We start from the raw sequence: 13,208 nt of genomic DNA, 5'->3' as shown, positions 1-13,208 counted from the left end.
TCTGCCATAAGTAGGGCCGGTTGAGGGCGGCCTATTCCTCCTCGGCGAAGGGATCAAAGATTTTGTCCGGCAGCTCGGCCACCGATTTCAGCACGGCAGAAGGGCGGTAGGGGTAGCGAGAAATCTCTCGGTCATCGGAGATGCCGGAGCGCACCAATACAGTGCGCATGCCGGCCTCGAGACCGGCCTTAACGTCTGTATCCATGCGGTCACCAATCATTACGGTGTGCTCCGAGTGGGCACCAATATGATTGAGCGCCGAGCGCATCATGACCGGGTTGGGTTTGCCCACGTAATAAGGCTCGCGGTTGGTAGCGGCGGTAATCAGTGCAGCCACGGCACCGGTGGCCGGCAATACTCCTTCCGGGGCAGGGCCGGTGACATCCGGGTTGGTGGCGATAAAACGAGCACCATTGCGGATGAGGTTAATCGCGTTGGTGATGGCCTCAAAAGAATAGGTGCGGGTCTCACCAAGCACCACAAAATCAGGGTCATCGTTGGTAAGGATCCACCCAGCCTCGTGCATGGCGGTGGTAAGGCCGGATTCACCCACTACATAGGCCTTGCTGGAGCTTACCTGGCTGGAAAGAAAATTCGCGGTGGCGGTGGCGGAGGTCCAGATGCGCTCGGCAGGAATATCCAAGCCGGTATTGCGTAGGCGGGCAGAAAGATCCCGTGGAGTAGACATGGAGTTATTGGTCAGCACCATGTACTCGATGTCATTATCCTTGAGCGCTTGGATAAATTTATCGGCGCCAGGGATCATCTCGCCTTCTTTGATGAGTACGCCGTCCATATCGGATAGATAAGAAATCATTGGTGGTCCTCCACATACTCGGCAATATCGCCGATGGTTTCGCAGTTGAGCATCGTTTCCTCAGAAAAACGCACCTGGAAGGTCTCTTCCGCGCGCACGGTCAGCTCCACTAGATCTAGCGATTCGACGCCAATATCCTTCAGCCGCGTATCCCGGCTCAGATCTTCCTCGGTACCGGTGACCTTGTTTATGAGCGCGAGGAGCTGGCCGAGCGTATCGCGCTCCGGCTCCTTTTCCGGCGCGCTCGCGTTGAACTTTGCCTGTAATTGGGCGCTGAGGTCGTTTGCCATGCCCACCAGTCTAGTATTGATCCCGTTATGGCATTGAGAAAACGTTCTTCCGTTGTGGCGCGTAGTTGGCTCAAGCGCCTGCGCCCCTCGCACCGCGCCGAGCTAGAAAAACTCTATGGCGGATTGCATGATCCCTCCACCGAGCCGGGCCTTACCCAGGTCAGCGCTTCCGGCACTGTGGAACACGATGGCCTAGATATTGCCTGGTACGAGGTGGGGAGCGAAGACGCGCCAGTAACCGTGGTCTTCATTCACGGCTATTGCTTATCCGCGGAAGCCTATTATGACCAGGCCAATTATCTCCGCGGTCGCAATGCGCGTGCACTCTTGGTGGATTTGCGCGGGCACGGCCAGTCCTCCACGGTCGCCCCAGAGGAGTGCACCGTTGATACGGCGGCTGACGACGTCCTCGCCGTCATTCGAGAGCGCGCTCCCCGTGGCAACCTGGTCATCGTCGGCCATTCCCTGGGCGGCATGGTTGCCTTAAACCTCATCCGCCGTGCTCCAGCCGAGGTTTATGAGCGCATCAAGGGCGCGCTGCTAATTTCAACTTCGATGCGCCGCTTTGCAGCAAAGGGCGTAGCGCAGATTCTGCAGTCGAAATCTCTGCATGCGCTCTACCGCCTCTGTCTGCGCCTGCCTGGTCGCGTCGATAGCGCGCGCTTTGAGGCCGCCCGGTTCATTGCGCCACTTTTTGCTGCGACCTTGGCCGGCTTTCCACAAATGGAGAAGCTGCAATTTCACGTTGCCATGCTTCTCGATACCCCCTTGGCCTCCTACTCCGGCTTCTTCGACGACCTTTTGGAACACGCCGAGTACGGCGCCGCCCCACGGCTGGCGAAGCTCAAGGGCGAGGTGGTAGTCGGAACCGCCGATATTGTCACCCCGCGTTCACAATCCGAGGTGCTCTGTAAGCATTGGCCCGCCGCGAACCTGCAGACGGTGGAAGGCTCCGGACACATGGTGATCCTCGAAGACCCCGAGGCTATCTCCGCGGCCCTTGGCCGCGTCCTTGATGCGATATAGACGGGCCGGATGCATAAGCCCGTTTGCTGGGTACGCAAAAGGCGCCGCGGCGCGGAAGCCGGCGGCGCCTTTCTTGTAGCGCGTGGCGCGGGCCTAGCCAGCACCAAAGCGGGGATTAGTCTTCGATGTGGGTGGTCACGGTCGGATCATCCAGCTTGAGATCCTTGGCTGCCTTCTCCACAACGGAGCGCTCAATCTTGCCCTCGCGAGCCAAGCCATCGAGCACTGCGACGACGATGGACTCGGCGTCGATATTGAAGTAGCGGCGAGCGCCCTCGCGCGTATCGGAGAAGCCGAAGCCGTCCGCGCCCAAGGTGATGTAGGTGCCTGGGACATACGGGCGGATTTGCTCCTGCAGCTCGGTGGTGAAGTCAGAGACACCAACGAACGGACCCTCGTAGCCCTTGAGCTGGGAGGTAGCAAAAGCCTCGCTCGGTTCCTCGCCCTTGCGCAGGGCTTCCTTGTTGCGGCGGGCGCCGTCGCGAGCCAGCTCGTTCCAGGAGGTGACGGAGAAGATGGAGGCCTTGACATCGAAGTCGTCGGCAAGCATCTGCTGTGCGCGCAGCGCCTCGTGCACGCCTACACCGGAAGCCAGGATATTGGCAGCAATGGAGCCGCCCTCTGCGGTATTGAAGTGGTAGATGCCCTTGTGCAGGCCCTCCACGTCCAAATCCTCCGGCTCGGCCGGCTGGTGTACCGGCTCGTTGTAGACGGTGAGGTAGTACATGATGGCCTCGTTGTCCTTGCCATACATGCGCTCAATACCGCGGGAAACCAAGTGGGCAACCTCGTAGCCGAAGGCCGGGTCATAAGAAACCACGGCCGGGTTGGTCGCAGCCAAGACAGGGGAGTGGCCGTCCATGTGCTGCAGGCCCTCACCGGTCAGGGTGGTGCGGCCGGCGGTTGCGCCAATGATGAAGCCGCGGCCCATCTGGTCGCCGGCTGCCCAGAAGGCATCGCCGGTGCGCTGGAAGCCGAACATCGAGTAGAAGATGTAGAGCGGAATCATGGCCTCGCCCTGGGTAGCGTAGGACGTTGCCGCAGCGGTAAAGGAGGCAGCGGCGCCGGCCTCAGAAATACCCTCGTGCATGATCTGGCCGTCGGTGGCCTCGCGGTAGGAGAGCATGAGGTCATGGTCAACCGGCACGTAGTTCTGGCCACGCGGGTTCCAAATCTTCATAGTCGGGAACCAGGAGTCCATACCAAAGGTGCGGGCCTCGTCCGGAATGATCGGCACGACGCGCTTGCCCAGCTCCTTGTTGCGCATAATTTCCTTGAAGGTGCGCACCAAGGCCATGGTGGTGGCTACTTCTTGCTTGCCAGAGCCCTTGCGTACAGAGCGCAGCTTGTCCAGAGCCGGTGCCTCCAGCGGGGTGAAGTCCTCGCGGCGCTCCGGCAGGAAGCCGCCGAGCTCTTTACGACGCTCCAGCATGTACTTGATCTCCGGGGAGTCCTTGCCTGGGTGGTAGTACGGCGGCAGGTATGGATCCTTTTCCAGCTCCGCATCGGAGAAAGGAATTTCCTGCTTATCGCGGAAGCGCTTCAGGTCATCCAGGGTCAGCTTCTTCATCTGGTGGGTAGCGTTGCGGCCCTCGAAGTTGTGGCCCAAGCCGTAACCCTTAATGGTGTGCGCGAGGATGACGGTTGGCTTGCCGGTGCCCTTGTTCTCCAGCGCGCGAGCGTAGGCGGCGTAGACCTTGCGGTAATCGTGGCCGCCGCGGCGCAGTGCCCAAATCTCATCATCGGACATGTCTTCTACCAGCTTGGCCGTGCGCTCATCGCGGCCGAAGAAGTGCTCGCGCACATAGGCGCCATCGTTGGCCTTGAAGGTCTGGTAGTCACCGTCAGAGGTGGTGTTCATGACGTTGACCAAGGCACCTTCGGTGTCCTTTTCCAGCAGCTTGTCCCAGCCACGACCCCAAATGACCTTGATGACCTCCCAGCCGGCACCGCGGAAGAAGGATTCTAGCTCCTGGATGATCTGGGTGTTGCCGCGCACCGGGCCATCGAGGCGCTGCAGGTTGCAGTTGACCACGAAGGTGAGGTTATCCAGCTCGTAGAGGGAAGCGATCTGCAGCAGGCCGCGAGATTCTGGCTCATCCATCTCGCCATCGCCCAAGAATGCCCACACGTGCTGCTTGGAGGTGTCCTTGATGCCGCGAGTCTCCAGGTACTTATTAAAGCGTGCCTGGTAGATAGCGTTAATCGGGCCCAAGCCCATGGACACGGTGGGGAATTCCCAGAACCATGGCATCAGGCGTGGGTGCGGGTAGGACGGCAGCCCCTCGCCCTCGCCACGGGATACCTCCTGGCGGAAGCTATCAAGGTCCTTTTCAGTCAGGCGGCCTTCCATGAAAGCACGTGCGTACATGCCCGGTGAGGCATGGCCTTGGAAAAAGACTTGGTCGCCGCCCGAAGGATCATCCTTGCCCTTGAAGAAGTGGTTCAAGCCCACCTCATAGAGCGGGGCAGCACCCGCGTAGGTCGAGATGTGGCCACCTACGCCAATTCCTGGGCGCTGTGCACGGTGCACCATGATGGCCGCATTCCAGCGGATCCAGCGGCGGTAGCGCTTTTCCAGTTCCTCGTCACCAGGAAACTCTGGCTCCATGGAGGTTGGGATGGTGTTGACGAAGTCCGTGGACGTCAACGAAGGCAGTTCAACGCGCTTAGCGGTAGCGCGCTCGAGCAGGCGCAGCATCAGGTAGCGTGCGCGCTCCGGATCGGAGTGCTCCAGCAGACCATCGAGGGAATCCATCCACTCGCGGGTCTCTTCTGGATCATTATCGTGAAGATACGATGCAACGCCGTCGCGGATGAGCGGGAAGTTGGAGTCGCCCTTGGTGGCGTCCTTCTCGGCCATTTAAACCTCCTGTATAAGGGTCTGCACAGTTTGCTTACTAGGATACGCGCTCACAGATCCACAATGGTTGTGAAGCCCGACTTAAGGGGACGTGCGGTACGTTACATCGCCATAACCAGTATCTTTGCCGGGTTTATTGGGGTAAAAGAGGGTAGTTTGCAAACTCTGCGGAACTGGGCGAAGTGGCGGGAGGGCCTGCAAAATGGGGGAATTGCGCCCCTTAGGCGGGTAAAAGGGGCCGGTGGGCGTTAAAATACTTCTATTAAGCCGCGATTTACCCGCAGGATGCGGGGGATGCGCGGACCGGACATTCACCAAATTAGGAAGGAAATGCATAGTGGCTGACGCTGCAGTCAAGCTCGGAATCAAGGAAGGGCAAATCGCCCTAGAGCTTGGTTGGGACGAGGATTGCGATACCGCGATCTCTGAATCGATCGAAGCCGTGCTCGGCGATGATTTCTTGGAAGAAGAAAATGACGAGCTGTGCGATGTAGTCCTTCTTTGGTGGCGCGACGAGGATGGCGACCTCGTGGATGGACTCGTTGACGCGAGCCGTCCGCTGGCCGATAACGGTGCGGTCTGGCTGCTTACCCCGGGTGCCGGAAAGCTGGGAACCGTCGAGCCTGGGCTCATCTCTGAGTCCGCTCAGCTGGCAGGCCTAGTGCAGACCAAGGCGGAGCGCCTAGGCGAGTGGCAAGGCTCGTGCTTGGTGCAGCGTGGCTACACCAAGAAGTAGGACTTTACCTGCCGATTTGTGTTGCTTCAGCAACCTGCGCTACTGTTTCTAACAGCGCAAGAGCGCATGCGGCTTTAGCTCAGCTGGAAGAGCAATTGGTTTACACCCAATAGGTCGGGGGTTCGATCCCCTCAGGCCGCACCAGGTCAGACCCCCTTTTCGAGAAATCGGAGAGGGGGTCTTACTCAACCCTACGACAAAAACGCTGCATCCGAAGAACTACGCCACACCCCACGACAACCCACGCAGCCCCTCATCTATACGACCTGCCACCTCATCCAAGTCACCATCAAGCAAATCCGCATACGTATCCAGGGTGAGCATTGCCGACTTGTGCCCCAACTGCTTTTGCACAGCCTTCACCGACGCACCAGACGCCACCATCAACCCCGCCGCCACATGCCGCAAACCATGTGGAGTAAGACTGTCCGAAATCACCCCATCCTGGACACACCGCTTCACCGCATGAGCAAAGAACGACGTATGCCCCAACGGACGTAAACACCCGCCAGAAGGCCGCTCCCACACAAACTCATCTGGCCCCTTACCCTCAATAGCTTTCACAATTAGAGGCATAATCGACGCAGCAACCGCCACCGTCCGCTGCTCCCACGACTTAGGCTCCATCGGCACCCACTCACCAGAATCATCACGAGCAATCGCCTGCGCCACCGTCAAACAACGCCGAAGAACATTCACATCCCTCACCCGCAGACCAGCCAACTCACCCCACCGCAATAATGTCACCACGCGGGCCGCTTTCCCGCACCAAGGCGTTAAGCTGCTCCTGCGTGGGATACACCGTCACCGGGCCGGGCTTCTTCGATAGTTTGACCCCCTTAGCGGGATTTTTACGTATTAGCCCGTCGTTGACTGCGACTTCGAGAATCTGCATGAGTACCGCATGACAGTTCAGGATTAGGGTTGCTGATGGTGTGGTGTCATGCTCGCGCCCATGGCGCCGCTTTTCTATCGACTCCACCCACGCCTGCACTTCTGATGGTTTGATGCTGTTTACTTTCCTGTGCCCCCAGTGGGGTTTAACGTGGTGCTCCCACGCGGAATTAAGTTGACGGCGATAGTTGGGTTTGCGTGGTGTGAGGGGTGCCCACTATGCGGGGTGAAGTTCCCCCACGGTTACTTTGCCAGCATTAGGGTCAATTCAGTCGCCAGTGCGGATGGTGGTGGCATTCTTGTCTGCCCAGGCTTGTGCCTCGTTTGGTTCGGAAGCCTTGTTTGTGCGGTTCTTACCATGGGGAAGCGGGGCCAGGCCCGTTAGGTTTTGAGCGTAGTTGAGAATATTTCATTGTTCGGTGATTTTGTGGCGTAGTGTATGGGTATGAGTAAGTTTAGTGAGCGTTTAACTGCTGGTGTTCTTGGTGGGTTTATGTCGTTTGCTGGTGTGTCACATTTGACTCATCAGCGTGAGGAGTTTCAGGCTCAGGTTCCTGATTGGTTTCCTGGTTCCAAGGATGCTGTTGTTGTGGCGTCTGGTGTAGCGGAGATTGTGTTGGGTGTAGGTTTGTTGATTTCGCGTCGCCGTCGTACTGCTTTTGGTGTTGCGTTGGCGGCTTTTTATACCGCTATCTTCCCTGGAAATATTGCTCAGTATGCGGAGCGGCATAATGGGTTCGGGTTGGATACTGATATTAAGCGTTTTGTGCGTTTGTTGTTTCAGCCGGTGTTGATTGCAGGGGCTTTGCATGCGGCGGGGCTACCAGCTAAGAAGTAGCGGTTTTGCTGGCCTTGGTGTCTTCCAAGGCCTTTTATTTTTGGGCTAGAATCATGCCTTGCTCGTTCATCGCATTTTAGATTTGAAGCTCTGTTTAGCCCACCAGGCCCTGAAGAAGTTGAAGCGGGCTATGAGTCTGTCTCGGTCACCTGGGCGTAACGCACCACGAGGCAGGAGTTCTTAATCCTTAAGTCAACAAATACTCCGACGCGTGTTGAGGGTATAGCTTGTCGTCGCGCAGATTATTGCACGGTCGTGACATGTGTCTACCTAACGGGGCTAGGTCCCGTCGTCAATGCCCCGCACATCGGTGAGGTGCAACGCCATCGAGTTGTACCTTTGGTTGTTGTGCCGTTTTTCTTCATCCACTAAGACAACGCGCACGCCTACCACAGACTCTGCATTGGAACGTGGATTGACCGTTCCGGGGACGTTTATATCGCTTTGAAGATTATAAACGCCCCAGTTTTACCCCCCTTCATCTGCGTGGACCCCACCCGCACAGACGAAATTTCCGTCGCATATCCTGGCAGGGTTGGGGGGGCAAGGCCTCGAGAGCCAACTTGTGGACGCGTTATGCCCCAAGAGGAGAGGGCATAACGCATTAACGTGGCTGTTCCTTGGGGCCTAGGCGGATGTTCAGGCAAAGGCCTAGGCAGAGAGTGGCTAGTAGCGCTCGCGGCGGCGCTTGTTTAGCTTGGCGTAGTGATCTGGTTTGGAGTCGCCGTAGCGCGAGCGATTGCGGCGGCCGGCGGCATGCGAGGAGGACGCGGCGGGAACGGCCGTGGCGGCATCGGTGGCGTCGTCAGTGACCGCGTGGACATCGTGCTGGGAGGTCGCAGGGGACGGGGCTTTTACGGGTGCGGAGCCTGAAGCGGAGGCGTCCTCGGGCTCGGATGGGGTTGAGGCATCGGCATCGAGGGCGGCCAAGGCCTCTTCCTCCTCGCGCAGGCGGCGGCGCTCACGGATTTCGGACCATACGAAGTAGCCCAAACCCAGCGGGGCCATGATGCCGAAGGCAATCCACTGGTAGCCGTAGGAGAGGTGGTTGCCGCGGTCGAGCTGCGGGATAGGCATGGCGTTGAGCACGCCGGGCTGGTCGGCGGAGAGTTGGATGTAGTCGTGGGCCAAGGGGGCGTCGATAAGCGAGGCAACCTGCTCCGTATGGATGGAGTAGACCTGCTGGTAGCCCTCCTGCTTAATGGGGGCGGACTGGTGCTGAGCCTCATCGGCGCGGATCATTCCGGTCAAAGTCGTTTCGCCAGAAGGGGCGGCGGGAATATCCGGCACGGCGTTGGCCTCGCCGGCCTTGACCCAGCCGCGGTTAACCAGGATGGTCAGGCCGGAATCGGTGTGGAAGGGAACCAGAGATTGGTAGGACGGACCGGAATCGACCGGGCGCAGGCGCAGCAGCACTTCATCCTGCGGCAGGTAGCGGCCGTGCAAGGTGGCGCGGGACCACTCATCGTTTTTGATAGCACCGTGGTCATCCACGAGGTCTTCTACCGGCTGGGGATCTGCCTCATAGGCGTGGGTGATGAGCTCGTTGCGTTCCACAATGTCATCGTCCTTGCCCAGTTGCCACGGGGCAAGGACGGTAAAAGCGAGGTAGGAAAAGGCCACGACGAACAGCAGCAGTAGAACCCAACCCGGCTTAAGGAACGTCTTTAGCATGGGGCCTAGTTTAGTCGTGGTGAGCGCGAATCCAATCCAGCAGGCCAGGTACGGCGGCCTCGATATTCTTGCGGGTGGTTTCGAAATCGGCGGCAGAACCGTAATACGGGTCTGCTACGTCCGCGTCTTCCGGGGAGTTGGGATCGAAGCTGCGCATCAAGCGGATCTTGTCCGGGTCGATGCTGCGCTCAATAAGGGCGTCGCGGTGGCCTTTGTCCATGGCGATGAAGAGATCAGCATCCATGTGCTCGGGCCCCAGCTTGGCCGCGCGGTGGGAACCACCATCGTGGCCGCCGCGGCGCAGCTCGGCAATGGCGCGCGGATCCGCTCCTTGGCCCACATGCCAGCCGCCGAGGCCGCAGGAGTCCACGGTGGCGACAAGGTCAAGCATGTCCTTTTCCATCTCATCGCGCGCGATGATTTCTGCCATGGGGGAGCGGCAGATATTTCCGGTGCAAACAAAGACGAGGTAGAGGCCGGAGCGGGCAGCGGATTCGGTCATGCGGAAAACCCCTTCGCGCGAATAGTACTGTGGTGCGGAAGATAGGATATAGCAGTAGTAACTATTCCATGAAACGAGCATAAAGGAGTACCTCCATGTCCGCTGTGAGCGTGGGCGATGTCCGCCGCGTACTCGATGAGGCCTACCCGCCGCACCTGGCAGAAAAGTGGGACGCCGTGGGGCTTATCTGCGGTGATCCGACCGCGGAGGTCAAGCGCGTGGCTTTTGCCTTGGACTGCACCCAAGCGGTAGCGGAGCGGGCGGTTGAACTCGGCGCGGATATGCTCGTGGTCCACCATCCATTGCTCTTGCGCGGGGTGGAGTCCGTGGCGGCCGATACGCCCAAGGGCAAGGTCATACACACGCTGCTGAGCAATGGTGTTGCGCTTTTTGCGGCCCATACCAATGCCGATAAGGCGCGGCCGGGCGTCAACGACAAGCTCGCGGAGCTGGTGGGCATTAACCCAGGCCGGCCCATCGTGCCGGAGCCCCAGGGCGTGGATAAGTGGGGCGTGCACGTGCCGGTTGCCGCGGCCGAGGAGGTGAAGCAGGCGCTTTTCGACGCCGGCGCGGGCCACATCGGCGCCTACTCTCACTGCTCCTTCGATATCGCCGGCACGGGCCAATTCCAGCCGGAAGAGGGAGCAGACCCGGCGGAGGGAGAATTTGGCGGACTGCACCGCGGCGAGGAAATCCGCGTCGAGTTCGTCGCGCCGGCTGCGCTTCGCTCCGCCTTGTTGCAGGCCCTGCACGCCGCGCACCCTTATGAAGTACCGGCCTATGACATCACGGAAACCGCCGGCCACCAAGACCTGGATAAGGCGCTTGGCCTCGGACGCGTGGGAGAACTGCCGCAGGAGATGACCCTGCGCGAGTTTACCCAGCAGGTGGCCAATGCCCTCCCCGAGACCGCCTGGGGCATCCGCGCCGCCGGGGATCCGGAACAAAAGGTGCGCACCGTCGCGGTTTCTTCCGGCTCGGGAGATTCCTTCCTCTCCGCGGCCGCGAAGCTAGGCGTAGACGCGTATGTCACGTCGGATCTGCGCCACCACCCGGTGGATGAGCACTTGCGTGCCGGCGGGCCGGCCGTCATCGATACCGCCCACTGGGCCAGCGAATTTCCGTGGACGGCCCAGGCGCGCGATATCGTAGAGAATGCTTTAGAACTGGATACGGAAATTATCAGCCTGCGCACCGACCCGTGGACTATCTCTGCGCACCCAAAGGAGTCATAAGTGAAACTATCGCAAGAACTACAGCCGGTATTGCTGGAGCTGGCCAACCTGGAACGCTCGCAGGGCCATGGCGCGAAGAAGGAAATCCCGGAACAATCCGAGTATGACAAGGCTAAAGAAGAACACAAGCGCCTACTGGATGCATCCGGCTCCGCGCAGATGGCCGTCGATGACATGGAGACCGAAATCTTGCGCATCCAGGCCGATGAGCGCAAGCTGCGCCAGCGCGAGCGCGATGATAAGCGCCAGCTAGGTGCTGCCGTAGATCCAGAAACGCGCAAGGACCTAGAGCACGATCTCTACGCCGCCAAGTCCCGCATCGCAGATCTCATGAGCGAGCTACAAGAAGCACATAATGAGGTGCACGCGCTGCGTTCTAACCTGGACGTGCACGGTGCGCGCGTTTCTGAGTCCGAGCGCAAGCTGGAAAAGCTGCGTCGCGCGGCCGAGGCGGCACAGGAGGCGGCTGCCAACCAGGAAGACCCGGCCGTGCGCATCGGCGAGTTGCGCCATCAGCTGCCTGCCGGGGTACTGAGCGAGTACGATACCCAGCGCGAGGAAAACGGCGTGGGCGCCGCCCAGTTCAAGGCCAACCGCGCTTGTGGCGGCTGCTTCATTGTCCTGCCGCCGGCGGAGCAAAACGCGGTGCGCAATGCCCCGGCCGATGAATTGCCGCAGTGCGGCGATTGCGGCTCCTACCTGGTGCGTTTGGTCTAATGAAGGTCATTATCTATGCCGATGGCGGCTCCCGCGGCAACCCTGGTGTGGCCGGTTCCGGCACCGTTATTTATGACGGCAGCGGGCAGCGCATCCTGCGCGAAATCGTCTACGTAGTAGGTACCAAGTCCACCAATAACGTCGCTGAGTACAACGGCTTATTGCGCGGCCTGGAAGCCGCCACCGAAATGGGCGCTAACGAAGTGGAGTTCCACATGGATTCCAAGCTGGTGGTAGAGCAAATCAACGGCCGCTGGAAGATAAAGCACCCGGACATGCAGAAGCTGGCCCTGCGCGCCCGCGACTACATCAACGGCTTTTCTTCCTTCAGCTTGGACTGGGTGCCGCGCGCTAAGAATAAGGTGGCAGACGCCCTATCCAATGACGCCATGGACGCCGCGGCCGCCGGACATCCTGAAGGCATCGTTGCCGGGGAGGAAGATACTGCCGAACCGGCACAGGCTACGGAACACGACACCACCGCGCCGCATCCCACCGATTGGCTTGGGGACCGCGGACCTACCACTCGCTTTATCCTGCTGCGCCACGGGCAGACGGACATGTCGGCCGCTAAGCAGTACTCCGGGCGCGCCAACCCGGGGCTTACGCAGCTCGGGCAAAAGCAGGCGCTGGCCGCAGCCCAAGCGCTTGCCGACGCCCACTTTGATGCCATCGTCTGCTCGCCCCTGCGCCGCTGCCAAGAGACAGCGGCGGCCGTGGCCAATGGCCGCGATATCGAGGTAGAGACCGTGGAAGGACTCATCGAGGTGGACTTCGGCGCATGGGAAGGCAAGACTGCCGCCGAGGCCCACCAGCGCGATCCGGAACTGCACGAGGAATGGCTGCATGACGCGAGCATCGCCTGTCCGGGCGGGGAATCGCTGCAGGCGCTAAACCGCCGCGTGCGCACTACCCGCAAGGAGCTACAAGAGCGCTTTGCGGGCAAAACCGTGCTGGTAGTAAGCCACGTCAATCCGATTAAGTCCTTTATCCGCCAGGCGCTTGATGCCGGGCCGGCTACCTTTGGTCATCTCTTTTTAGACCTGGCTGCCATTTCCCAGGTGGAATTCTGGGAAGGCGGCTCTATGGTGCACGGATTTAACGATGTGGGCCACCTGGCAGGCCTGCGCTAGAATAAGGAACGCGAATGAGCCGGCCGGGTGATCGCGTCGCTTCATACGGGCAGCGCGCTGCTGCCGCGTGGGCGCCGAGGAAAGTCCGGACTCCATAGAGCACGGTGGTTGCTAACGGCAACCCGGGGAAACCCGCGGGCAAGTGCAACAGAAAGTAGACCGCCTTGTGCCTCCGCTTGAGCTTCGGCCCAAGTTGGAGCAACAAGGTAAGGGTGAAACGGTGCGTTAAGAGCGCACCAGCACCGTCAGTGATGGCGGTGGCTGGGTAAACCCCACCGGGAGCAAGGCATCACGGCCCCGCCACGTTGCGGGGCCCGATCAGGCGTTTTAAGGCTGCTCGCTCGAGCCTGAAGGTAGCTGCTGGAACCAACTGGCAACGGTTGGTCTAGATGGATGTTCACCGCACGGTGCTCCCTTGGGAGTGCCGCGATTAGACAGAATCCGGCTTATAGGCCGACTCATTCGCCCCAAGACGTTTATGGT

Annotated in this window: 12 protein-coding genes, 1 tRNA gene, 1 other RNA gene and 2 pseudogenes; 8 read left to right on the top strand and 8 right to left on the bottom strand. The window is 59.9% G+C overall.

The window, feature by feature from the left end:
• Positions 1–31: 31 nt before the first annotated feature.
• On the bottom strand, positions 32–817 hold the full coding sequence (locus MHK05_RS02090) for an HAD-IIA family hydrolase (protein ID WP_023021126.1): 786 nt from the start codon (positions 815–817) through the stop codon (positions 32–34).
• On the bottom strand, positions 814–1,107 hold the full coding sequence (locus MHK05_RS02085; RefSeq protein WP_239204490.1) for an acyl carrier protein: 294 nt from the start codon (positions 1,105–1,107) through the stop codon (positions 814–816). Before MHK05_RS02085 ends, MHK05_RS02090 begins: the two co-directional genes overlap by 4 nt.
• Before the next feature lie 27 nt (positions 1,108–1,134).
• Between MHK05_RS02085 and MHK05_RS02080 the strand changes: the two genes are divergently transcribed.
• The gene (locus MHK05_RS02080) at positions 1,135–2,133 is read left to right on the top strand and encodes an alpha/beta fold hydrolase (protein WP_239204488.1); all 999 of its coding nucleotides are present in this window, start codon (positions 1,135–1,137) and stop codon (positions 2,131–2,133) included.
• Positions 2,134–2,248: 115 nt separating this feature from the next.
• Here MHK05_RS02080 and aceE read toward each other — a convergent pair whose 3' ends face one another.
• Positions 2,249–4,996, bottom strand: a complete 2,748-nt coding sequence (gene aceE / locus MHK05_RS02075; RefSeq protein ID WP_200288829.1) for a pyruvate dehydrogenase (acetyl-transferring), homodimeric type — start codon at positions 4,994–4,996, stop codon at positions 2,249–2,251.
• A 337-nt stretch (positions 4,997–5,333) separates the two neighbouring features.
• Here aceE and MHK05_RS02070 point away from each other — a divergent pair, with 337 nt between their 5' ends.
• Complete coding sequence (locus tag MHK05_RS02070) at positions 5,334–5,732, top strand: DUF3052 domain-containing protein (protein WP_239204486.1); 399 nt, start codon at positions 5,334–5,336, stop codon at positions 5,730–5,732.
• Between the two features lie 68 nt (positions 5,733–5,800).
• Positions 5,801–5,876 (top strand) — tRNA-Val (locus MHK05_RS02065).
• 75 nt (positions 5,877–5,951) lie between these two features.
• Here the strand turns inward: MHK05_RS02065 and MHK05_RS02060 are convergent.
• Both MHK05_RS02060 and MHK05_RS11890 read right to left on the bottom strand, forming a co-directional pair.
• A complete protein-coding gene (locus MHK05_RS02060; protein ID WP_239204484.1) occupies positions 5,952–6,482 on the bottom strand; it encodes a tyrosine-type recombinase/integrase in 531 nt (176 codons plus the stop codon).
• Positions 6,457–6,810: pseudogene (locus tag MHK05_RS11890) on the bottom strand (site-specific integrase); the annotation flags it as partial. The gene MHK05_RS02060 and the pseudogene MHK05_RS11890, both read right to left, overlap by 26 nt.
• 255 nt (positions 6,811–7,065) lie before the next feature.
• Between MHK05_RS11890 and MHK05_RS02055 the strand changes: the two are divergent.
• Positions 7,066–7,464: a DoxX family protein gene (locus tag MHK05_RS02055; protein ID WP_239204475.1), complete on the top strand. Its 399-nt coding sequence runs from the start codon at positions 7,066–7,068 to the stop codon at positions 7,462–7,464.
• Positions 7,465–7,751: 287 nt separating this feature from the next.
• On the opposite strand, the pseudogene MHK05_RS11955 reads toward MHK05_RS02055, so the two are convergent.
• The 3 genes and pseudogenes from MHK05_RS11955 to MHK05_RS02045 all read right to left on the bottom strand — a co-directional run.
• A pseudogene (locus tag MHK05_RS11955) lies at positions 7,752–7,829 on the bottom strand (IS1/IS1595 family N-terminal zinc-binding domain-containing protein); the annotation flags it as partial.
• Positions 7,830–8,130: 301 nt separating this feature from the next.
• Entirely contained in the window at positions 8,131–9,138 is a 1,008-nt protein-coding gene (locus MHK05_RS02050; RefSeq protein ID WP_239204473.1) for an SURF1 family cytochrome oxidase biogenesis protein, read from the bottom strand.
• A gap of 10 nt (positions 9,139–9,148) precedes the next feature.
• Complete coding sequence (locus MHK05_RS02045) at positions 9,149–9,640, bottom strand: low molecular weight protein-tyrosine-phosphatase (RefSeq protein ID WP_239204471.1); 492 nt, start codon at positions 9,638–9,640, stop codon at positions 9,149–9,151.
• 95 nt (positions 9,641–9,735) lie between these two features.
• Here MHK05_RS02045 and MHK05_RS02040 point away from each other — a divergent pair, with 95 nt between their 5' ends.
• The 4 genes from MHK05_RS02040 (at position 9,736) to rnpB (ending at position 13,190) form a co-directional block, all read left to right on the top strand.
• The gene (locus MHK05_RS02040; RefSeq protein WP_239204462.1) at positions 9,736–10,875 is read left to right on the top strand and encodes a Nif3-like dinuclear metal center hexameric protein; all 1,140 of its coding nucleotides are present in this window, start codon (positions 9,736–9,738) and stop codon (positions 10,873–10,875) included.
• The gene (locus tag MHK05_RS02035) at positions 10,876–11,592 is read left to right on the top strand and encodes a zinc ribbon domain-containing protein (protein WP_239204460.1); all 717 of its coding nucleotides are present in this window, start codon (positions 10,876–10,878) and stop codon (positions 11,590–11,592) included.
• Complete coding sequence (locus tag MHK05_RS02030; protein WP_239204458.1) at positions 11,592–12,725, top strand: bifunctional RNase H/acid phosphatase; 1,134 nt, start codon at positions 11,592–11,594, stop codon at positions 12,723–12,725. Before MHK05_RS02035 ends, MHK05_RS02030 begins: the two co-directional genes overlap by 1 nt.
• A gap of 15 nt (positions 12,726–12,740) precedes the next feature.
• Positions 12,741–13,190: RNase P RNA component class A (rnpB, locus tag MHK05_RS02025), an RNA gene on the top strand.
• Positions 13,191–13,208 lie beyond the last annotated feature (18 nt).

The sequence above is a fragment of the Corynebacterium nasorum genome (genome assembly GCF_022347325.1).
Taxonomy (GTDB): domain Bacteria; phylum Actinomycetota; class Actinomycetes; order Mycobacteriales; family Mycobacteriaceae; genus Corynebacterium; species Corynebacterium kefirresidentii.
Note: the sequence above shows the minus strand (reverse complement) of the source record. Positions and strands in the feature narration are given on the sequence as shown.